This is a genomic window from Sphingosinicella sp., from assembly GCF_041916975.1.
Classification (GTDB): domain Bacteria; phylum Pseudomonadota; class Alphaproteobacteria; order Sphingomonadales; family Sphingomonadaceae; genus Sphingosinicella.
This window is the reverse complement of sequence record NZ_JAYRYK010000001.1, coordinates 2,050,282-2,069,166: the sequence shown is the minus strand read 5'-3', so window position 1 is coordinate 2,069,166 and position 18,885 is coordinate 2,050,282. Positions and strand designations below refer to the sequence as shown.

The following is an 18,885-nucleotide window of genomic DNA, read 5'->3' as shown; positions in this document are numbered from 1 at the left end:
GGCTACTTGCGCTTGCCGGTGCGCTTGGTGCCGAGGCCGATCTTCTTGGCGAGGGCCTGACGTTGCAAAGCATAGTTGGGAGCGACCATCGGATAGTCGGCGGGAAGATTCCACTTCGCGCGATAATCGTCCGGCGTCATGTTGTAATGCGTCATGAGGTGACGCTTCAGCATTTTCAGCTTCTTGCCGTCTTCAAGACAGATGATGTAGTCCGGCTTTATCGACGCGCGGACAGAAACCGCAGGCTCCTGCTTCGGCTTTGCAGGTTCCACCACCCCGCCAAGCTTCGCAAGTGTCGAATAAACATTTTCAATAAGGTTCGGCAGGTCTGAAACCGCTACCGTATTGTTTGCGACGTGTGACGACACAACGTCTGCCGTAAGCGCAAGTAATTCCTGATGATTATCGCTATGTTCGTTCATAAGACCCGATGACCCCGACCATTTTGTTGTTGGTGCCCGGATTTATGTAGCGTTTGAACAATTTTCGCAAGATTTAACGTGATTTGCGAGGGTGCGGAATGTCTAGAGCGCGAGCGCCATGGTCATTGCGTCAAAGCGCAAATGATTCTCACCCACATAATAATCTTTTCTCTGTCCGACACAGATAAATCCGTGGCGTTCATAAAGCCCGCGTGCAGCACTGTTGCCGGTACGGACTTCCAGGAACATGCGCTGGACCTGCGCGTCTTTCGCAAGGTCGATTGATCTTCTCAGCAATTCTGTTCCGATACCCTGCCTGCTGCGCAAGGGCTCAACCGCGATCAGCAGAAGCTCGCAATCCTCGGCGGCAAGGCGCGTCAGCGCGAAGCCGGCGGGTACGCCGTCCGCAACCGCCACTTCGGCGCGCGTGCCGGACATCGAGAGTGTGCCGAGCAACTGACTGCCGTTCCAGCCCTCGCCGTACTGCGGATCGAACGCGCGCGACATCAGCGCCGCGAGCGCGGGAACGTCGTCGATCGTCACGGGCCGATAGTGCCTCATGCGGGCAGCTTCGCGTCGGGCGCGCGTACGTAGAGCGGCGTCGGCGGCAAGCTGCGGAGCCCTGCCGGCAGCAGCCTCACATCGCGTGCGTCGGGCGGTGTCTCGGAGAGAATCATCGCCGCGCTGCCGGCCTCTTTCAGTATGGGCGCACCCGTCCCCGCAAGAGCCCCTTCGTAGGCCCCGGCCGCGGCAGCGATCGGCATCGCGGCGGCGGGCGCCGCCGGTTTCAGATCCCGATCGAAGGTTTGCACGAACACCTCGCCGCGCCCGGCGTCCATCACCACGGTGAGAGGCGCGGCATCGTGCGCGGCAAGCACGCTCGCGGCGACCAGCGTCATCGATGAATAACCGAAAACCGGCACGGCCCAGACGAGCCCGAACCCCCGCGCCGCCGCGATGCCGACGCGAAGCCCGGTGAAGCTGCCCGGCCCCACGTCAACGGCAATGGCGCTGGGGCGCCCGCCCGTTTCGGCGAGTACGGCCTCGACAAGCGGAACGAGCCGCTCGGCATGGCCGCGGCCGATGATCTCGTGCCGCGCTGCAACGATGGTGGTCCCGTCGATCATCGCGACCGAACAGGCGGCAGTGCCGGTTTCGATCGCGAGCAGCATCAGATGATGGACGCAGCCTCTTCGAACGACAGGCGCGGGCTGCGCGCGAACAGGTTCTTCTCCGTGCCGTAGCCGATCGAGCAGATGAAGTTCGTCTCGATGTCCGTGCCCGCGAAGAAGGCCGCATCGACCTTCGCCTTGTCGAAGCCGGACATCGGGCCGCAATTCAGTCCGATCGCGCGCGCCGCGATAAGGAAATACGCGCCCTGCAAAGACGAATTGCGGAACGCGGTTTCGCGAACGAGTGCATCGTTGCTCGTGAACCAGGCGCGCGCATCGGTATGCGGGAACAGCTTGGGCAGCTGGTCGTAGAACTTCATGTCCATGCCGATGATCGCGGTCACCGGCGCCTGCCGGATCTTCGCTCCGTTGGTGCCGGACGCGCAGGCGGCGAGCTTTTCGCGGGCTTCCGCGGTTTTCGCGAACACAATTCGCGCGGGGCTGCAGTTCGCCGACGTAGGCCCCATGCGCATCAGGTCGTAGATCGCGCGCAGCTGCACGTCACTGACCGCACGGTCGGACCAGTCGTTGTGCGTCCTCGCGCTGCGCAAGATAAGGTCGAGGTCGCGGTCGCTCAGCAGATGATCGGTCATGGGGACTCCCTGTTTTATCGTGGCCGCATCCGTCAGACGGCGCGGACGTCCGTTACTTCAGGCACATAATATTTCAGAAGGTTTTCGATGCCGTTCTTCAGCGTTGCCGTTGAAGACGGGCAGCCCGAGCAGGCGCCCTGCATCTGCAGGTAGACGACGCCTTCGCGGAAGCCCTTGTAGATGATGTCGCCGCCGTCGTTCGCGACCGCGGGACGGATGCGCGTTTCCAGCAGGTCCTTGATCTGCGCGACGATGTCCGCGGTTTCGGGGTCGTCCTCGATTTCGGCTTCATCGGCGGCGGTTTCGTTCAGGAGCGGCGCACCGCTCGCGAAATGATCGACGATGATGCCGAGCACCTGCGGCTTCAGCTCGCGCCAATCGCTGCCGCCTTCGGCGCGCGTCACCGAGATGAAGTCACTGCCCAGGAACACGCCGGAAACATCACCGAGCGTGAAGAGCGCGCTTGCGAGCGGCGAGGCTTCGGCGGCTTCGGGCGAACCGAAATCGATGGTTCCCGAAGGCATCACAGCGCGGCCCGGAAGGAACTTCACGGTCGCGGGGTTGGGTGTGGCCTGGGTTTCTATGAACATGGCGGGAGTCCTTGCGGGGTGGGAGTCCTTGGAAGGGTGTCCGATCCTGATACTCGTCCCATGTGGCGTGCCTTGGCCGCCGGATCAAGCCAGACGGTCGATCGCGTCCGGATCAAGCCCGCCGGGCACGATCACCACCACGCACGGAAGGTTGCCCGCGCGCTCGCCAGAGAAGTGGCTGACGAGCGGCCCCGGCGCGCCTTTCGCGGCCGCGCCCAGGATCAGTGCGTGGACATTGTTCTCGGTCAGCATCTGGCTGACTTCGTCAACGGCCTTGCCCTCGCGGATGAGGAGCGCCGGGCGCTGGCCCGAAACCGCCATCACCTCGTCGGCCTTGCGGCTCAGCAGCGCTTCGGCGGCTTCCTGTGCCTCGGCGGCGATCATGTCCTGGAGCCCGCCGGAAAGCAGGAATTCGGGCTTCGGAATGACGTGTGCGAGCACGATGTTGCCGCCCGTCATCTTCGCGCGGATCGCCGCATAACGCATGGCAAGCGCCGATTCGTCGGTATCGTCGACGACGACCAGGAAGTTCGGCACCGTCATCGTGCCAGACCCGCCGCGATCGTGCGCAGCGATTCGCGCGCCCGCATCAGAAAATAGCCCTGCTCGACGAAATCCTGACGGCCGACACCGAAGGTGGGGCGTTTTCCGGAAACGGCATCCAGTGCCTCCGTCGTTTCGGCCCACGTCGCGGCGAGCTGGCGCTGGCCGATCGTCGTGCCGAAATCCTCGCGCAGTCCGCGCATCAGCATGGCGGCGGCATAGGCCGCGCCGCGCACCTCGTTGAACTGCGCATCGGCGCTGCCCACGCGGCTATCGTCGATCATGCGGTCGACCGCGCCGGCCTCCTCGCCGAGCGCGGCGTGAAGGCTGAGCAGCGCAAGCCGGAGTTCGCGCGCATCGCCCTCGCCCGGCGCCTCGCTTTCGGCAACCGCGCGATTGTAGCGCGCAAGCGCTTCCACCGCGTCACGGTAGCGGCCTTCGGCGGAGCCGCCGATGAAGGGGAAGTCGCCGTGCAGCCAGCCGCGTTCCGGCGGCGTCTTGAGCGCGTCCGCCGCTTCGCTGAGTTCAGGGTCGCCGCCCACGCCCTGGTCGAAGCTGGTGACGAAGGCACTGATCGCCGAATGCTGCCCGCGCTGGAAGGCGGGCATGTCTTCGAGCAGGCCCGTGGGGCGCAGCAGGCTGTCGTTCGGTGTCCAGCCCTTGTCCAGCGCACGATCGAGCAGCATCGCGGCCGTCGCGACCGCAACGCTTCCGCCCGGCGGCAGCACAGTCGTGTCAGGGCGTACGGTAAGATCGGCGCGCGTGTCCGACAGCAGGCTGCCAAGGACGCCCCAGTAGAGGATCGCCGCGAAGAACGCGCCGAGGATCAGCAGCATCCAGCGCGGAATCGCCGCGAGCCGCCCGATGAGACTGGTGCCGCCCGTATCGGTGCTGGCGGCAGTGACGGGGTTCACCGTCTGGCGGCGGAAGATGTCGAATATACCCACGCGCTGTTCTTAGAACATCGCAGGCAAGAGTGGGAACCGGTTTTGGGTGCGAGGCGCTGCGATAGGGCGGACCCTGTCGCAGCACGAACGCTCAGTAGCCGCTTTTCTTCTGGTCGATCTTCACGCGCACGGTCTGCCCGGAGTTGCCCGGGAAACCCGAGAACATCGCCTCGACGAGGTTGGGCACCAGCTTGGTGAGGTCGGACGAGCGCGTCGTCGCCTCGGCGCGGCCCTCGAACACCGGTGCGCCGTTCTTGCGGACGATGTCCATGTCCAGGAACGAGCGGTAGACGGTGTAGCTGTAAACCTCGGTGCCGCCGCCGAAGCCCGGGCCCCAGAACGGATCGTAGAACGAACCCCAGTAATAGGGATGATAGCGGTAGCGGCTGTAATAGGGCCAGCCCCAGCCGCCCCAGCCGCCGTAACCTGCGCCGAAGCCGGTGTAGCGGGTGTCGATCTTTTCGCGGCCGTCGTTGACGCCGTAGTCGAGCTTGACGACGAGCGTTGCCGCCTCGGGCGAAGCGGCGCGCTGATAGCCCTGCTGGACCAGTCTGTTCTCGACGTACGACGCATATTGCGCGAACTCGAGCCCGCCCGATCGCGCTGCGTCGCGTGCCTCGATCGTGAAGCTCTCGCCCGATGGCGCCGGCAGGCGCTGGAAGCGGGAAACATCGGCGGTGAAGGGCGTCGTGCAGGCGGCAACCAGCGCCAGCATCCCCAGCGACAACAGGATCTTCGGCAGTTTCATGCTCATCACCTACGGGCCTTCTCGTTCGCACCCACGCCAAGCCTATATAGTGCATGTGCGCGGCTGAACGATCCCTGAATTTTCAAAGCCCTCAGCCGAGGAAACCGACCGTCCGTTTCACCTCCGCGAGCACCGGCGCCGCGATGGCGTCGGCGCGCGCCGCACCCTTTGCCAGCACGCTGTCGAGATGGCCGGGATCGGCGCAAAGTTCGCGGAAACGCGCAGCGATCGGCGCCAGCACGCTCACCGTGAGATCGGCGAGTGCGGGCTTGAACGCGCCGAAGCCCTTGCCCTCGAACTCGGTCAGCACCGCTGCCGCGCTCGTACCGGCAAGCGCCGCGTAGATCGAAACGAGGTTCCGGGCCTCGGGCCGCGACTCAAGCCCCGCGATATCGCCGGGCAGCGGCTCGGGGTCCGTCTTCGCCTTCTTGATCTTCTGCGCGATCGCGTCGGCATCGTCGGCAAGGTTGATGCGGCTCATGTCCGAAGGGTCGGACTTGGACATCTTTGCGGTGCCGTCGCGCAGCGACATCACGCGCGTCGCCGGACCCTGGATCACGGGCTCGGGAAGCGGGAACAGCTCGACGCCGTAGTCGGTGTTGAACTTCTGCGCGATGTCGCGGGAAAGTTCGAGGTGCTGCTTCTGGTCCTCGCCCACCGGCACGTGCGTCGCCTTATAGCCGAGGATGTCGGCGGCCTGCAGCACGGGATAGCCGAACAGGCCGACGGAAGCGCCTTCCTTGTCCTTGCCCGACTTTTCCTTGAACTGCGTCATGCGCTGCATCCAGCCCATGCGCGCGGTGCACATCAGAATCCAGCAGAGCTCGGCGTGCATGTGCACCTGGCTCTGGTTGAAGAGCACGGCACGGTCGGGATCGATGCCGCTCGCGAGCAGCGCGGCGGCCATCTCGTGGATGCCCCGGCGCAGCGCTTCGGGGTCTTGCCACAGTGTGATCGCGTGCAGGTCCACGATGCAATAGACGCATTCGTGCTGGTGCTGCATGTCCACCCAGTTGCGGATCGCGCCGAGGTAGTTGCCAAGGTGCAGGTTGCCGGTCGGCTGGATGCCGGAAAAGACGCGCGGTGCGAAAGTCTGTGTCATAGCGCGCCGCCGTTAGGCCCCGCTTGGGTCACAGGTCAAGCGCCGTTGCCGCGTTTCAGCTTGGCGAGGTGTTCGTGGTGGAAGCCGCCGATCGCCCACAGCGTCCCGAAATAGAGCCCGGCTCCGGTCACGACGACCGCCGTCAGCGCCCCTGCGCGCGCCAGCGCACCGCCGATGAAGGCATCGCCGAGCGTGTTCGTCACCCACCAGAGCCCCGCGGCCATCACGAGCGCGGCGAGAAGCTGCTTGCCGACGCGCAGGATCACGTCTCCGGTCAGCGTGAAGTGCCCGCGCCGGTGCAGGATCGTGTAGAGCAGCGCGCAGTTGAACCAGCTCGAAACCGCGGTTGCGCCCGCGAGTCCGATGATGCCGAAGCGTTCGATCACAAAGAAGATGACGGCGACGTTGAAGGTGAGCGCTGCCGCGGCGGTCTTCACCGGCGTTTTCGTATCGCCGCGCGCGAAGAAACCAGGCGTCAGCACCTTGATGAGCACGTAGGCGGGCAGCCCGGCGACGAGCGCCACGAGCACGCCCGAAGTGACGGTGACATGCTCCGCCGTGAAACGCCCGCCGAGGAAGATCGCCTCGACGATCGGATGCGCGGCAACGGCGAGTGCCACTGCGGCGGGCAGTGTCAGCAGCATCGAAAGCTCGACCGCCGTGCCCTGCAGCTTCTGCGCGCCGTCGGCGTCTTCGCGTGCGATCAAGCGGCTGAGCGCGGGCAGGATGGCGGTGCCAAGCGCGATGCCGACGACGCCCAGCGGCAGCTGGTTCAACCGGTCCGCGTAGTTCAGGAAGCTCATCGCGCCCTCTTCGAGTCGCGTCGCGAAGAACGTGTCGATCAGTTGCGAGAGCTGGTAGATGCCCGCTCCGAATGTCGCGGGCACGATGATGCGGCCGAGTTCCTTCACCTTGGGGTCGAGTCGCGGCCAGCGGAGGCGCAGCGTCAGCCCCGCCCGGCGCACCGCCCACAGCAGCCACACGAACTGCACGACGCCCGCCACGCTCACCGAAACCGCGAGCGCCCGGGCCGTTTCCGTGCTGTCGCCTGTGGTGCTGCCGAAGAACAGAACACCGCCGATCAGGCAGATGTTGAGCAGGATCGGTGCGGCGGCGGCGGCGGCGAACTTCGACATCGAATTGAGCACGCCCGAGAGCAGCGAGACGAGGCTGACGAGCAGCAGGTAGGGAAAGGCGATTCGCGTCAGCTCGACGGTCAGCTCGAACTTGCCCGGCACATCCTTGTAGGCGCTCGCCATCAGCCAGACGACGCCGGGCATGAAGATCTCGAACAGTGCCGTGAACAGCAGCAGGATCGGCAGGAACACGGATAGCACGTTTGCCGAGAAGCGCTCGGCGGCCTTTATGCCGCCCGGCCCGTGCAGTTCCTTGCTGAACATCGGCACATAGGCGGCGCTGAACGCGCCCTCCGCGAACAGACGCCGGAAGATGTTGGGCAGCTTGAACGCCACGAAGAAGGCGTCCGCCCCCGCGCCCGCGCCGAGCAGGCGGGAGAGCAGCATGTCGCGGGCAAAGCCGAAAATGCGGCTGACGAGAGTCAGCCCTCCGATAACGCCGACGCTCTTGACGAGCGACATGGGCGCGGCCTCCCGCCCGGGCCTCTTAGGCGTGCCCAATCTCGCCGGATTGCTCCGCGGCTTCCGCCTGCTGCTGGCGCGCGAAATAGAGCTGGGCGAAATCGATCGGGTCGAGCATCAGCGGCGGGAAGCCGCCGTCGCGCGTCGCATCGGCGAAGATGCGGCGGGCGAACGGGAAGAGCTGGCGCGGCGCCTCGACGACGAGGAACAGCTCAAGGTGCTCCTCGGGCACGTTCTGCAGGCCGAAAAGGCCGCCATAGAGCAGCTCGGTGATGAAGGCGGTCTTGCCGGTTTCGAACGTGGCGTTCGCGGAGAGCTTCAGCTCCACCTCGTAGACGTTGTCGCCCTGCTGGCGGACGCCGACGTTGACGTTGATCTCGATTTTCGGCTGGCCCGCACCCTGCTGCAGCGACTGCGGCGCGCCAGGGTTTTCGAACGACAGGTCCTTCACATACTGTGCAAGGATGCTCACCTGCGGCAGGGCTTCCGCCGGCGCTTCGCCGCCATTGCCGTTGATGTAGCCTTCGTCGCCTGTTTCGTTCTCGGCCATGATGTGAGGTCTCAATTCTGTTGGACAGTTATATGGCGCGCTCGCTAGCAGGCGCATGGAACCGGCGCAAGGCAGCGCTGTTCCTTGTATGCGGCTCGGAATAGCCTATCTTAACCGAAAACAGGTTAAGCTGCGTGGACTGTGCGACGCGGCGCTGTTAAGCAAATGCGTTTGAAGGGACGCTTGAAGGTAGAATTATGGGCGACAGCAGCGGACTGATCGAGATCGTCGTTCTGGCGATGCTCGCGGGGTTCATCGCCCTTCGGCTGGTCAGCGTGCTTGGCCGCCGCACCGGCCATGAAGAGCCCGCCGGCGAAGTCGTTCGCCGCAGCCCCGCGGAGCAGCAGACGCCGCCGCGTGCCGGCAGCTACGACCTGCCGCCCGCCGCGCCGCTCGATCTGCCCGCGGACATGTCACCTGCACTGAAGGAATCGCTGAACGCGATTGCCGCCGCCGACCCGACGTTCGATCCGCCGCGCTTCGCCGAAGGCGCAAAGGCCGCGTATCGCATGGTTCTCGAAGCCTTCTGGAAGGGCGACGCCGAGGCGCTGCGCGATCTCGTGTCCGATGATATCGCCGATCAGTTCGCCGAAGCGATTGCCGCGCGCGAGGCGGAGGGGCTGACGCTCGAAAACCGGCTCGTGTCGCTCGAAAAGGTCGAAATCGTCGCCGCACGGCTTCACGGCGCCATGGCCGAAGTCACGCTGCGCTTCGATGCCGATCTCGTTGCCGTCACGCGCGACAAGGCCGGAAACGTCGTCAGCGGTTCGCTGTCGGACGCCGTGCAGTCGCACGATGTCTGGACGTTCAGCCGCCACACCGGCGCTGCAGACCCCAACTGGCTGCTCATCGACACCGACGAAGACGCCTGATCGCGCGATCTCCGCGACGAATGCGGATTCCTGCCACGCGCAAAATCCGCTAGCTCTGCACCATCAGTTTTGCCGGAGTTCCGCGTGCGTCATTGCTTTTTCCCCGTTCTGCTGCTGCTCGCGATTGCCGCGTGCGCGTCGCCGCGTCCCGTCGCCACACCCACCGGGCCGGTGTCGCCGGGCGCCGAACCCGCGCCGACGACGCCTGCCGTCCCCGCAGGGCCTGCGACTGCAGCCGCGCTCGGCGCCGCACCCGCGACCTTCGCCGAGATTCCGGGCTGGGAAACCAACGATTTCGCCGCCACCCTCGCCGCCTTCCGCAAATCCTGCCGCGCCGTCACGCGCCGCACCGACGTCAGCGGCCTCACGATCGCTTCCGATTGGGAAACCGCCTGCAATCTCGTACCCGCCGCTACAGACCCGCGCGCTTTCTTCGAGCTGAACTTCACGCCCGTGCGCGTCGGCACCGGCGCGGCTTTCGTCACCGGATATTATGAACCCGAAATCGCCGGATCGCGCACGCGCGGCCCCGGCTATCTGGTGCCGATCTACGGCGTGCCGGACGATCTCGTGCGCGTCGATCAGCCCGACCCCGCGAATCCCGGCCAGACGAAGAAGGCGACCGGGCGCATCGACGAAACCGGCGCTTACCAGCTCTATTGGTCGCGCGAGGATATCGACAACGGCGCGCTTTTCGATCGCAACCTCGAAATCGCGTGGGCGGCGGACGAGGTGGAGTTCTTCTTCCTGCAGATCCAGGGCTCGGGGCGCCTGCGCCTGCCCGACGGCAGCGTCATGCGCATCGGCTATGCGGGGCAGAACGGGCGGGAATATGTCGGCATCGGTCGGCGCCTGCGCGACATGAACGTGCTCGCCCCCGGCGAGGCATCGATGCAGGGCATCATGCGCTGGCTGCGCGCCAACCCCGAGGACGGCCGCAAGATCATGCACGAGAACAAGAGCTACATCTTCTTCAAGGAACTCACCGGCGAAGGACCGCTCGGCGCGATGGGCGCGCCGGTTACGCCCGAACGCAGCCTTGCCGCCGATCCGATGTTCGTGCCGCTGGGCGCGCCCGTCTGGCTTTCCACGCGCTACACCGATGTCGATCGCAGCATGAAACCGTTTTCGGCGCTGATGGTCGCGCAGGATACCGGCGGCGCCATCAAGGGTGCGAACCGCTTCGATCTGTTCTGGGGTGCGGGCGAGCGTGCGCGCACCATTGCGGGCGGACTTTCCAGCGAAGGCGCCGCCTTCATCCTGTTGCCGAAGGCGGCGGCGGCGCGGCTTCTCCGTGGCCCGGCGGCCTGAACCGCCTTCGGACGCCGAGACCGCTCTCTGGGCGAAGGTCACGGCCTCCGTCCGCCCGCTGAAATCCCGCGCCGCACCGCCGCCCGAAACGCCGCGCCCACGCGTGAACGTGCGTCCGCAGCGGGTCGAGGCGCCCGATATGTCCCGCCAGCGCGCCGCTGCCGCGCCGGAGGACGCCTCGCTCGACGGCGGCTGGGATCGCCGCATCCGAAAAGGCAGCATCGAAGCCGAGCGTACCGTCGATCTTCACGGCCACACGCAGGACGAAGCCTATGCGGCGCTCGCGGGCGCGCTCGAACGCGCATGGCGCGACGATGTGCGCACGCTGCTCGTCATCACCGGCAAGACCCGGCCCGCCGGAGAGGACGGGCGCCCGCGCGGCGTCATCGCCGCCAATTTCTCCCGCTGGGCCGCGACTCCGGCGCTCCGCCCCTTCATCGCCGCGATCCGCCCCGCGCATCCACGCCATGGCGGGAGCGGCGCGTGGTACGTGATCCTCCGCCGCAAGCGGTAGCTGTACCGTCCTCCCCGTGGATGGCATGATCGGAAACAGGACTCAGGGGAGATCACCGATGAAATCGAAGACGTTCCTGCTGCTTGCCGCCGCGCTGTTCATGCCCGCATTGCCCGTAGAGGCCGCGCCTGCCGCCATCGCCACCGCCGTTGCCGCGAAGGATCGCCCGGCTGACGAAACCAAGCTCGACGAGAGCCGCAAGCCCGCCGAAGTGCTGAAATTCCTTGGGCTCGAACGCGGAGACCGCGCCTTGGATTTCATGGCGGGGCGCGGCTACTACAGCGAAATCATGGCACGTGCCGTCGGCCCGAAGGGCGCGGTCGTGGCGTGGAACCCGCCCGGTATTGCGGCCAATGATCAGGCAAAAGCCGCGTGGGCGGGCATTCGTGCCCGCGTGAAAAATGCCTCGGGGTTCGCGGTGCCGCTGCCGAACCTTGCGCTCGCGCCCGCCAGCTTCGATTTCGCGCTGCTGCACCTCGTCTATCACGACACCTATTGGGAAAGCGCCGAGTACGGCTTCGTGCGCTTGGAACCCGCGGACGTGCTCGCGAAGCTCTACGGCGCGATGAAGCCCGGCGGCATCGTCGGCGTGATCGATCATGTCGGCCCGGCAGGCGGCGACACGCGCGCCGAGGTCGACAAGACGCACCGCATCGATCCCGCCGTGATCCGCGCCGATTTCGAACGCGCCGGTTTCGCCTTTGAAGGCGAATCGGATGTGCTGCGCACCCCTGGCGACGACCTCGCGAAATCGGTGTTCGATCCCGCCGTGCGCGGCAAGACCGACCGCGTCGTCTACAAGTTCGTGAAGCCGGACGGCGCACCCAAGGATGATCTCGCGATGGTCTGCGATGTGGAGAAGGCGCAAAGCTTCATCGGTCAGCCTGCCGACGATGCAACCGTCGGCAAGATGAAGCAGGCCACCGGCGCCCGCACCGCGCGCGTCGTGCCGCCGAACGGCGCGGTGACGATGGACTTCCGGCCGGACCGGCTGACCATCGCCACCGACGAAGGCGGAAAGATCACCCGCGTTTCCTGCGGGTGATGACCGCCTAGAGGATATACTTCGACAGGTCGTTGTCGCGCGCGATGTCGGAAAGCTGCGCGTCCACGTAGGCCGCGTCGATCTTCACCGCCGTGCCGCCGCGTTCGGAAGCGTCGAAGCTGACCTCCTCGAGCAGCTTTTCGAGCACGGTCTGCAGCCGCCGCGCGCCGATGTTCTCGACGCGGTCGTTCACCTGCGCCGCGATCCGCGCGATGGCGTCGATCGCGTCGTCGGCGAATTCCAGGGTGACGCCCTCGGTGCCGATCAGCGCTGCGTACTGCTTCACCAGCGAGACTTCGGTGTCCGTCAGGATGCGGCGGAAATCGGCTTCCGTCAGGCCCTTCAGCTCAACGCGGATGGGCAGGCGGCCCTGCAGCTCCGGCAGCAGGTCCGAAGGCTTCGCCACATGGAACGCGCCCGAAGCGATGAAGAGGATGTGATCCGTCTTCACCGGGCCATACTTGGTGGCGACCGTCGTGCCCTCGATCAGCGGCAGCAGGTCGCGCTGCACGCCTTCGCGCGAGACGGAGCCGCCGCGCACGTCGGAAACCGCGATCTTGTCGATCTCGTCGAGGAACACGATGCCGTTCTGCTCTGCAGAGACGATCGCCTCGCGGTTCACCTCTTCCTGGTCGAGGCGCTTGTCGGACTCCTCGTTGACGAGCGCTTCCCACGCCTGCCGCACCTTCAGCTTGCGCTTCTTGGTGCGCTGGCCGCCGAGCTTGCCGAACATGTTGCCGAGATCGATCATGCCGACCTGCCCGGTCATGCCGGGGATCTCGAAGGGCATCTGCGGCGCCTCGTCGACCTCGATCTCGATCTCCTTGTCGGAAAGCTCGCCCGCGAGCAGCTTCTCGCGGAAGCGGTCGCGCGTCGCGCCGCTCGCATCCTTGCCGACGAGAGCATCGAGCACGCGCGCCTCGGCGGCGTGTTCGGCCTGCTCGCGTACACCTTTGCGCTTCTGCTCGCGGACGAGCCGGATGGCTTCCTCCACGAGATCGCGCACGATCTGCTCGACATCGCGGCCGACGTAACCGACCTCGGTGAACTTGGTGGCTTCCACCTTCAGGAACGGCGCCTCGGCGAGCTTCGCGAGGCGGCGGCTGATCTCGGTCTTGCCGCAACCCGTCGGCCCGATCATCAGGATGTTCTTGGGGCTCACCTCGTCGCGCATGTCCTCAGGCAGCTGCTGGCGCCGCCAGCGGTTCCTGAGCGCGACGGCGACCGCGCGCTTGGCGTCATTCTGGCCGACGATATAGCGGTCGAGCGCCGCGACGACGGCCTTGGGGGTCAGCGCCGAGATGGCCTCGGCGGGTCTGATGGGAGCTTCGACGTTCATTGGGCCGCCTCCAGCGTTTCGATGGTGAGATTGTTGTTGGTGAAGACGCAGATGTCGGCAGCAATCGCCATGGCCTTCTGCGCCACGTCGTCCGCCGAAAGCCCGTCCACGTCGATCAGCGCACGCGCGGCGGAAAGCGCGTAATTGCCGCCCGATCCGATCGCGGTCACGTGGTGCTCGGGCTCCAGCACGTCGCCCGTGCCGGTCAGCACCAGCGTCACCTCGCGGTCGGCGACGATCATCATCGCCTCCAGCCGCCGGAGGTAGCGGTCGGTGCGCCAGTCCTTGGCGAGTTCCACCGCCGCGCGCTTCAGTTGGCCGGGGAAGCGTTCGAGCTTCGCCTCCAGCCGCTCGAAGAGCGTGAAGGCATCGGCGGTCGCGCCGGCGAAGCCGCCGATCACGCTGCCGTCGCCAAGGCGGCGCACCTTCTTGGCGTCGCCCTTCATCACGGTGTTGCCGAGGCTGACCTGCCCGTCGCCCGCGATCACCACCTTGCCTGCCTTGCGCACGGCGAGGATGGTCGTGCCGTGCATTACCTGTTCAGCCATGTTGGAAAGTGTCTTTCATCAGGATGTGAGACTGTTCGCCAACTGATATAGGAAGCGAAAATCGCGCTTCAATTCCGCCTTCGGGAGACCGACATGAGGATCGCCATCGTTACCGCACTGCTTGCGCTCGCCGCCTGCGGCGATACCGCGACGCTGAAGGTGGAGGACGGCACCGGCGCCGATCCGAAACTTCCCGCCCCCGTCGAAACGATGATGCCCACATTGCACATCGCGGATGCGAAGCCGTGGGGGCAGGGTGAAGCGCCGACTGCTGCCGAGGGGTATGCCGTCGCGCTCTTTGCCGAAGGTCTCGATCACCCGCGCTGGCTCTACCGCCTGCCGAATGGCGATGTCCTCGTGGCCGAATCGAACAAGCCGCCGCGCCCGGTGAAGGGCATCATGGGCCGTATCGAGGCCTATATCATGGGCAAGGCGGGTGCGGGCGCGCCTTCGGCCGATCGCATCACATTGCTCCGCGATACCAATGGCGACGGCGTGGTGGACACGCGCGGTGCGTTCCTCTCGGAAGGCCTTGGCTCGCCGTTCGGCATGGCGCTCGTGGGAGACCGCTTCTACGTCGGCAATTACGCCGACGTGCGCGCCTGGCCCTATGCGGATGGCGCGATGTCGCTGAAAGGCCCCGGCGCGAAGGTCATTGATCTGCCGAACAAAGGCGAGAGCACCGGTCACTGGACGCGGAACCTGCTGGCGAGCCAGGACGGCACGAAACTCTATGTCGCGGTCGGCTCCGTCTCCAACGCCGCGGAGGGCGGGATGGACGTGGAGGAAGGCCGCGCCGCCATCCACGAAATCGACCTCGCGACCGGGGCAGCGCGCATCTTCGCGAGCGGACTCCGCAATCCCGTCGGCATGGACTGGAACCCGGTCACGAAGGCGCTCTGGACCGCCGTCAACGAACGCGACGCGCTCGGCAGCGATCTCGTGCCCGATTACATGACGAGCGTGAAGGACGGCGGCTTCTACGGCTGGCCCTACAGCTACTACGGCCAGAACGAAGACACCCGCCCGCAGCCCAAACGCCCCGATCTCGTCGCGAAGGCCATCAAGCCCGATTATGCACTCGGCCCCCACACGGCGAGCCTCGGCCTCGCGTTCCTGCCCGATGGCAGCGGCGCGTTCGTCGGCCAGCACGGCTCGTGGAACCGCAAGCCCCGCTCGGGCTACAAGGTGATCTTCGTGCCGTTCGCGAACGGAAAACCCGCTGGAATGCCGCGCGAGATCCTCACCGGCTTCCTCGTCGGCGACCATGCGAAGGGCCGCCCCGTCGGCGTTGCGTTCGATCGCACGGGCGCGCTGCTGGTCGCGGACGACGTCGGCAACCGCATCTGGCGCGTAACCGGTCCCGCGCTCAAGAACCTTGAGCCTGCCAAGGAACCCGCTATAGCGCCGGAATGACCGCGCGCACCGCAAGCATCGTCCGCAAGACGAACGAGACCGACATCGCCGTCGAAGTGAACCTCGACGGCACCGGCAAGTACGAGATCGAAACCGGCGTCGGTTTCCTCGATCACATGCTGGAGCAGCTTTCGCGCCACTCGCTCATCGACGTGAAGCTCAGCTGCAAGGGCGACCTTCACATCGATCAGCACCACACGGTGGAGGATTGCGGCATCGCGCTCGGAGAGGCGATCCACAAGGCGCTCGGTGAAAAGCGCGGAATCCGTCGCTACGGTGACGCGCTCTCGCCGATGGACGAGGCGCTCACGCGCGTCGCGCTCGATATCTCGGGTCGCCCGTTCATGGTCTGGAAGGTCTCGATCCCGCAGGCGCGTCTCGGCGAGATGGATACCGAGTTGTTCCCGCACTGGTTCCACAGTTTCGCGGGCAGCGTCGGCATGACGCTGCATATCGAGCAGCTTTCGGGCGAAAATTCACATCATATTATCGAATCCTGCTTTAAGGGTCTGGCCAGAGCCTTGCGTACGGCGACGGAGATCGATCAGCGCAAGGCGGACAGCGTGCCGAGCACCAAGGGCGTTCTCGGCGGCTGACCGGAAAGCTCTAAGGATCAGGCACGGTATGGCGGAACGGATTGCAGTCATCGATTACGGCGCGGGCAACCTGCGCTCGGTGGCGAAGGCGCTGGAGGCGGCTTCGAACGAGATCGGTGTGGCCGTGCAGATCGTCGTCACGGACAGCCCCTCCACGGCATCGCAGGCGGATCGCATCGTACTTCCGGGCGTCGGCGCGTTCGGCCAGTGCGCGACGTCGCTGCGCGCGATCGACGGCATGGAGGATGTGCTGAGCGAGGTCGTGCTCGTGAAGCAGCGCCCGTTCCTCGGCATCTGCGTCGGTATGCAGCTCCTCGCCAAGCGCGGCGAGGAAAAGGGCGTTCACCAGGGTTTGGGCTGGATTCCCGGCAAGGTCGTGAAGCTCGATCCGCACGATCCGAACCTCAAGATTCCGCACATGGGCTGGTCGCCCGTCTCGATGAAGCTCGCGGGTATCAATCACGATGCGCTCCGCCACATCGAAGACGGCGGCGAGGCCTATTTCGTGCACAGCTTCCATTTCGAGTGCGCCGATCATTCGCATCTGCTTGCCACCTGCGACTATGGCGGACCGGTCACGGCGATCATCGGACGCGACAATATTCTCGGCGCGCAGTTCCACCCGGAAAAGAGCCAGCATTACGGTCTCTCGTTCCTCGCCGCGTTTCTGGGCTGGACGCCGTAATCCGGCCGGGGCTAATGCAGCCCCGCAATGTCCTTCACGATCTTCCCAGCCATCGATCTCAAGTCCGGTCAGGTGGTGCGCCTCGCCGAAGGCGACATGGCGCGGGCCACCATCTACTCCGATGATCCCGCCGCGCAGGCGGCCGTCTTTTCGCAGGGCGGCGCCGAGTGGCTGCACGTCGTCGATCTCGACGGCGCCTTCGCGGGCCGCAGCGTCAATGGCGATGTGGTGGCGCGAATCGTCGCCGCTTTCGCCGGCAAGGTGCAGCTCGGCGGCGGCATCCGCGACATGGCGGCGGTCGAAAGCTGGTTCGCGCGCGGTGTCACGCGCGCTGTGATCGGCACCGCCGCGCTGAAAGACCCCGATTTCGTGAAGGCCGCGGCAAAGGCGTATCCGGACCGGATCGTCGTCGCGGTTGATGCGAAGGGCGGCATGGTCGCCACCGAAGGCTGGGCGGAAGCGTCCGACATGCCGGTCGCCGATCTCGCGCGCCGCTTCGAGGATGCGGGCGTTGCTGCCGTGCTGTTCACCGATGTCGGCCGCGATGGTCTCCTGAAAGGCGTCAATCTTGAAGCCACGCACGCGCTCGCGAAGGCGCAGACGCTCCCCGTCATCGCCAGCGGCGGTGTCGCGGGCGAGGCGGATATTCATGCGCTGAAGGCGATCGCGGCAGACGGGATCGTGGGCGTCATCTGCGGCCGCGCGATTTATGATGGCCGTCTCGATCTCGGCCGAGCGCTCGCCATCGCCGCATGAGCGCCGTGCGCATCATCCCCTGCCTCGACGTGGCGAACGGCCGCGTCGTCAAGGGCGTCAACTTCGTCGATCTGCGCGATGCCGGCGATCCGGTCGAGGCCGCCAAGGCCTATGACGCGGCGGGCGCCGACGAGATCTGCTTCCTCGACATCACCGCGACGCACGAGGATCGCGGCACGCTGCTCGATATCGTGCAGCGCACCGCGGACCAGTGCTTCGTGCCTTTGACCGTCGGCGGCGGCGTCCGCTCGATCGAGGATGCGCGCGCGCTGCTGCTCGCGGGCGCCGACAAGGTCGCGATCAACAGCGCCGCCGTGCGCGACCCGAATGTCGTCACCGCGCTTGCCGAACATTTCGGTTCGCAGTGCGTCGTCGTCGCCATCGATGCGCGCCAGTCGAGCACCGGCCACTGGGAAATTTTCACCCATGGCGGTCGCAAGGCAACCGGCATCGATGCGCTCGAATTCGCGCTTCAGGTCGTCGAAAAGGGCGCGGGCGAGATCCTGCTCACCTCGATGGACAGGGACGGGACCAAGTCGGGCTTCGATCTCGCGCTTACGCGCACCATCGCTGATTCGGTGCCCGTGCCGGTGATCGCCAGCGGCGGCGTCGGCAATGTCGCGCATCTGGTGGAGGGCGTACGCGAAGGCCACGCTTCCGCCGTGCTCGCCGCCTCGATCTTCCACTTCGGCGAGGTCACGATCGGCGAAGCGCGCGCGGCGATGCGCGCCGCGGGCATCAAGGTGCGAAACCGTTGACGCCCCCCGCGCCGCGCGTCAGGGTCGCGGCATGACCGCAACGCTCGAACGTCTCGCCGCCATCGTCGCCTCGCGCCGCGCCGCCGATCCGGAGGCAAGCTATGTCGCGAAGCTCTTCGTGAAGGGCCGCGCCAAGATCGCGCAGAAGGTCGGTGAGGAAGCCGTGGAGGCCGTGATCGCCGCCATGCAGAACGATCGCGAGGGGCTGATCGGCGAAAGCGCGGACCTCTTGTTCCACCTCTCCGTCCTCTGGGCGGACGCGGGCATTACGCCCGATGATATCGATGCCGAACTCGCCCGCCGCGAGGGCGTGTCGGGCATCTCCGAAAAAGCCGCCAGAAAAACCGCAACACCGGGAGACTGACGTGGGCGTCGAAACGCTTGAGCCATACGACGACAACAACATCTTCGCGCGCATCCTGCGCGGCGAGATCCCGGCAAAGCCCGTCTATGAAGACGACCACGCCTTCGCCTTTCACGATATCAATCCGCAGGCGCCGACGCATGTGCTGGTGATCCCCAAGGGCCGCTACGTCAGCTGGGCGGATTTCGCTGCTAAGGCGGCGGACACCGAAATCGCCGGATTCGTACGCGCGGTGGGCGCCGTTGCGCGCGAGCTTGGCATAGAGGAGGCCGGTTACCGCCTGCTCGCCAACGCCGGTCCCAATTCGCATCAGGAGGTGCCGCACCTCCACGTGCATATCTTCGGCGGGAAGAAACTCGGGCCGATGCTAGTGACCGCCTGAGCCACTCCTGCTTTTCGCGCCGAATCGCGCGCTT

At 65.9% G+C, this 18,885-nt stretch carries 24 protein-coding genes; 11 read left to right on the top strand and 13 right to left on the bottom strand.

Annotated features, from left to right (window positions below; genetic code table 11):
• Positions 1 to 2 precede the first annotated feature (2 nt).
• From ACE3TJ_RS09795 to secB, 11 genes are all read right to left on the bottom strand, one after another.
• Positions 3 to 422 carry a MucR family transcriptional regulator gene (locus ACE3TJ_RS09795; protein ID WP_374595916.1) on the bottom strand — a complete coding sequence of 140 codons (420 nt, stop codon included), beginning with the start codon at positions 420 to 422 and terminating at the stop codon, positions 3 to 5.
• Between the two features lie 102 nt (positions 423 to 524).
• Positions 525 to 983 carry a GNAT family N-acetyltransferase gene (locus tag ACE3TJ_RS09790; RefSeq protein WP_374595915.1) on the bottom strand — a complete coding sequence of 153 codons (459 nt, stop codon included), beginning with the start codon at positions 981 to 983 and terminating at the stop codon, positions 525 to 527.
• Complete coding sequence (gene tsaB / locus ACE3TJ_RS09785; RefSeq protein ID WP_374595914.1) at positions 980 to 1,594, bottom strand: tRNA (adenosine(37)-N6)-threonylcarbamoyltransferase complex dimerization subunit type 1 TsaB; 615 nt, start codon at positions 1,592 to 1,594, stop codon at positions 980 to 982. The genes ACE3TJ_RS09790 and tsaB overlap by 4 nt, the downstream gene beginning before the upstream one ends.
• Positions 1,594 to 2,187 (bottom strand): malonic semialdehyde reductase, encoded by a 594-nt coding sequence (locus ACE3TJ_RS09780; RefSeq protein ID WP_374595913.1) that lies wholly within the window; start codon positions 2,185 to 2,187, stop codon positions 1,594 to 1,596. Before ACE3TJ_RS09780 ends, tsaB begins: the two co-directional genes overlap by 1 nt.
• A gap of 32 nt (positions 2,188 to 2,219) precedes the next feature.
• Entirely contained in the window at positions 2,220 to 2,777 is a 558-nt protein-coding gene (locus ACE3TJ_RS09775; RefSeq protein WP_374595912.1) for a NifU family protein, read from the bottom strand.
• Positions 2,778 to 2,861: 84 nt separating this feature from the next.
• Positions 2,862 to 3,320 (bottom strand): universal stress protein, encoded by a 459-nt coding sequence (locus ACE3TJ_RS09770; protein WP_374595911.1) that lies wholly within the window; start codon positions 3,318 to 3,320, stop codon positions 2,862 to 2,864.
• The gene (locus tag ACE3TJ_RS09765; protein WP_374595910.1) at positions 3,317 to 4,267 is read right to left on the bottom strand and encodes a hypothetical protein; all 951 of its coding nucleotides are present in this window, start codon (positions 4,265 to 4,267) and stop codon (positions 3,317 to 3,319) included. The genes ACE3TJ_RS09770 and ACE3TJ_RS09765 overlap by 4 nt, the downstream gene beginning before the upstream one ends.
• 91 nt (positions 4,268 to 4,358) lie before the next feature.
• On the bottom strand, positions 4,359 to 5,015 hold the full coding sequence (locus ACE3TJ_RS09760) for a DUF4136 domain-containing protein (protein WP_374595909.1): 657 nt from the start codon (positions 5,013 to 5,015) through the stop codon (positions 4,359 to 4,361).
• Positions 5,016 to 5,106: 91 nt separating this feature from the next.
• Positions 5,107 to 6,117 (bottom strand): tryptophan--tRNA ligase, encoded by a 1,011-nt coding sequence (trpS, locus tag ACE3TJ_RS09755; RefSeq protein ID WP_374595908.1) that lies wholly within the window; start codon positions 6,115 to 6,117, stop codon positions 5,107 to 5,109.
• Positions 6,118 to 6,152: 35 nt separating this feature from the next.
• Complete coding sequence (gene murJ / locus ACE3TJ_RS09750; RefSeq protein WP_374595907.1) at positions 6,153 to 7,715, bottom strand: murein biosynthesis integral membrane protein MurJ; 1,563 nt, start codon at positions 7,713 to 7,715, stop codon at positions 6,153 to 6,155.
• A gap of 25 nt (positions 7,716 to 7,740) precedes the next feature.
• Positions 7,741 to 8,265: a protein-export chaperone SecB gene (gene secB, locus ACE3TJ_RS09745; protein WP_374595906.1), complete on the bottom strand. Its 525-nt coding sequence runs from the start codon at positions 8,263 to 8,265 to the stop codon at positions 7,741 to 7,743.
• Positions 8,266 to 8,480: 215 nt separating this feature from the next.
• Between secB and ACE3TJ_RS09740 the strand changes: the two genes are divergently transcribed.
• From ACE3TJ_RS09740 to ACE3TJ_RS09725, 4 genes are all read left to right on the top strand, one after another.
• Positions 8,481 to 9,137, top strand: coding sequence for a Tim44/TimA family putative adaptor protein (locus tag ACE3TJ_RS09740; protein WP_374599382.1), 657 nt, complete (start codon positions 8,481 to 8,483; stop codon positions 9,135 to 9,137).
• Between the two features lie 84 nt (positions 9,138 to 9,221).
• The gene (locus ACE3TJ_RS09735; RefSeq protein ID WP_374595905.1) at positions 9,222 to 10,448 is read left to right on the top strand and encodes a murein transglycosylase A; all 1,227 of its coding nucleotides are present in this window, start codon (positions 9,222 to 9,224) and stop codon (positions 10,446 to 10,448) included.
• Positions 10,432 to 10,962 carry a Smr/MutS family protein gene (locus ACE3TJ_RS09730; RefSeq protein ID WP_374595904.1) on the top strand — a complete coding sequence of 177 codons (531 nt, stop codon included), beginning with the start codon at positions 10,432 to 10,434 and terminating at the stop codon, positions 10,960 to 10,962. The genes ACE3TJ_RS09735 and ACE3TJ_RS09730 overlap by 17 nt, the downstream gene beginning before the upstream one ends.
• 58 nt (positions 10,963 to 11,020) lie before the next feature.
• Entirely contained in the window at positions 11,021 to 12,007 is a 987-nt protein-coding gene (locus tag ACE3TJ_RS09725) for an I78 family peptidase inhibitor (protein ID WP_374595903.1), read from the top strand.
• A 7-nt stretch (positions 12,008 to 12,014) separates the two neighbouring features.
• Here ACE3TJ_RS09725 and hslU read toward each other — a convergent pair whose 3' ends face one another.
• Together hslU and hslV are read right to left on the bottom strand one after the other, a co-directional pair.
• Entirely contained in the window at positions 12,015 to 13,346 is a 1,332-nt protein-coding gene (gene hslU / locus ACE3TJ_RS09720; protein ID WP_374595902.1) for an ATP-dependent protease ATPase subunit HslU, read from the bottom strand.
• Positions 13,343 to 13,894 (bottom strand): ATP-dependent protease subunit HslV, encoded by a 552-nt coding sequence (gene hslV / locus ACE3TJ_RS09715; RefSeq protein ID WP_374595901.1) that lies wholly within the window; start codon positions 13,892 to 13,894, stop codon positions 13,343 to 13,345. The genes hslU and hslV overlap by 4 nt, the downstream gene beginning before the upstream one ends.
• 93 nt (positions 13,895 to 13,987) lie before the next feature.
• Here hslV and ACE3TJ_RS09710 point away from each other — a divergent pair, with 93 nt between their 5' ends.
• From ACE3TJ_RS09710 to ACE3TJ_RS09680, 7 genes are read left to right on the top strand one after another with little or no spacing between them, the layout of a single operon-like run.
• Positions 13,988 to 15,310 (top strand): sorbosone dehydrogenase family protein, encoded by a 1,323-nt coding sequence (locus ACE3TJ_RS09710; protein ID WP_374595900.1) that lies wholly within the window; start codon positions 13,988 to 13,990, stop codon positions 15,308 to 15,310.
• Entirely contained in the window at positions 15,307 to 15,906 is a 600-nt protein-coding gene (hisB, locus tag ACE3TJ_RS09705; protein WP_374595899.1) for an imidazoleglycerol-phosphate dehydratase HisB, read from the top strand. Before ACE3TJ_RS09710 ends, hisB begins: the two co-directional genes overlap by 4 nt.
• 28 nt (positions 15,907 to 15,934) lie before the next feature.
• Positions 15,935 to 16,591, top strand: coding sequence for an imidazole glycerol phosphate synthase subunit HisH (gene hisH, locus ACE3TJ_RS09700; protein WP_374595898.1), 657 nt, complete (start codon positions 15,935 to 15,937; stop codon positions 16,589 to 16,591).
• A gap of 27 nt (positions 16,592 to 16,618) precedes the next feature.
• Entirely contained in the window at positions 16,619 to 17,347 is a 729-nt protein-coding gene (hisA, locus tag ACE3TJ_RS09695; RefSeq protein ID WP_374595897.1) for a 1-(5-phosphoribosyl)-5-[(5-phosphoribosylamino)methylideneamino]imidazole-4-carboxamide isomerase, read from the top strand.
• Complete coding sequence (gene hisF, locus ACE3TJ_RS09690) at positions 17,344 to 18,105, top strand: imidazole glycerol phosphate synthase subunit HisF (RefSeq protein ID WP_374595896.1); 762 nt, start codon at positions 17,344 to 17,346, stop codon at positions 18,103 to 18,105. Before hisA ends, hisF begins: the two co-directional genes overlap by 4 nt.
• A 31-nt stretch (positions 18,106 to 18,136) precedes the next feature.
• Positions 18,137 to 18,469, top strand: a complete 333-nt coding sequence (locus ACE3TJ_RS09685) for a phosphoribosyl-ATP diphosphatase (protein ID WP_374595895.1) — start codon at positions 18,137 to 18,139, stop codon at positions 18,467 to 18,469.
• Between the two features lies 1 nt (position 18,470).
• A complete protein-coding gene (locus ACE3TJ_RS09680) occupies positions 18,471 to 18,851 on the top strand; it encodes a histidine triad nucleotide-binding protein (protein WP_374595894.1) in 381 nt (126 codons plus the stop codon).
• The last annotated feature ends 34 nt before the right edge of the window (positions 18,852 to 18,885 follow it).